The following is a 1,137-nucleotide window of genomic DNA, read 5'->3' as shown; positions in this document are numbered from 1 at the left end:
CTACGCCCACGACTTCCGGATCTTCGGCGGGGCGCTGGGCGAGGCCCACGCGCAGAAGATCCACAAGATCATGGACATGGCCCTGGCGGCCGGCGCGCCGCTGGTGTCCCTCAACGACGGGGCCGGCGCCCGCATCCAGGAGGGTGTGGTGGCGCTGGCCGGCTACGGCGGCATCTTCCAGCGCAACACCCGGGCGTCCGGGGTGATCCCGCAGATCTCGGTGATGCTGGGGCCGTGCGCGGGCGGGGCGGCGTACTCGCCGGCGCTGACGGACTTCGTGTTCATGGTCCGGGAGACCTCGCAGATGTTCATCACCGGCCCGGACGTGGTGCAGGCGGTGACCGGCGAGCAGATCACCCAGAACGGGCTGGGCGGCGCCGACGTCCACGCCACCACCTCCGGGGTGGCGCACTTCGCCTACGACGACGAGGCCAGCTGCCTGGAGGAGGTGCGCTACCTGCTGTCGATGCTGCCGGCCAACAACCGGGAGAACCCGCCGGTGGTGGAGAGCGCCGACCCGGTGGACCGGCGGTGCGAGGCGCTGGTGGACCTGGTGCCGGCCGACGGCAACCGCCCCTACGACATGCGGGCGGTGATCGAGGAGATCGTCGACGACGGCGAGTACGTCGAGGTGCACGAGGCATGGGCGCGCAACGTGGTGTGCGCGCTGGCGCGGATCGACGGCCGGGTGGTGGGCATCGTCGCCAACCAGCCCAGCGTGCTGGCCGGGGTGCTGGACATCCACGCCTCGGAGAAGGCCGCCCGGTTCGTGCAGATGTGCGACGCGTTCAACATCCCGCTGGTGACCCTGATCGACGTGCCCGGGTTCCTGCCCGGGGTGGACCAGGAGCACGGCGGGATCATCCGGCACGGCGCGAAGCTGCTGTACGCGTACTGCAACGCCACCGTGCCGCGGGTGTCGGTGGTGCTGCGCAAGGCCTATGGCGGGGCGTACATCGTGATGGACTCGCAGTCCATCGGCGCGGACGTCACCTACGCGTGGCCGACCAACGAGATCGCGGTGATGGGCGCCGAGGGCGCCGCCAACGTGATCTTCCGCCGGCAGATCGCCGCGGCCGACGATCCCGACGCGGCGCGGGAGGAGCTGGTCAAGGAGTACAGGGCCGAGCTGATGCA

Annotated in this window: 1 protein-coding gene; it reads left to right on the top strand. The window is 70.9% G+C overall.

Annotated elements, in window-relative coordinates; genetic code table 11:
- Positions 1 to 1,137: acyl-CoA carboxylase subunit beta (locus ABD358_RS28320; RefSeq protein WP_344634017.1), on the top strand; the 1,137-nt coding region annotated here is incomplete at both ends.

It is taken from the genome of Streptomyces glaucosporus (assembly GCF_039533345.1).
In the GTDB taxonomy this organism is placed as follows: Bacteria; Actinomycetota; Actinomycetes; order Streptomycetales; family Streptomycetaceae; genus Streptomyces; species Streptomyces glaucosporus.
The sequence above is the reverse complement of the archived record's forward strand: the minus strand, read 5'-3'. Positions and strand labels throughout refer to the sequence as shown.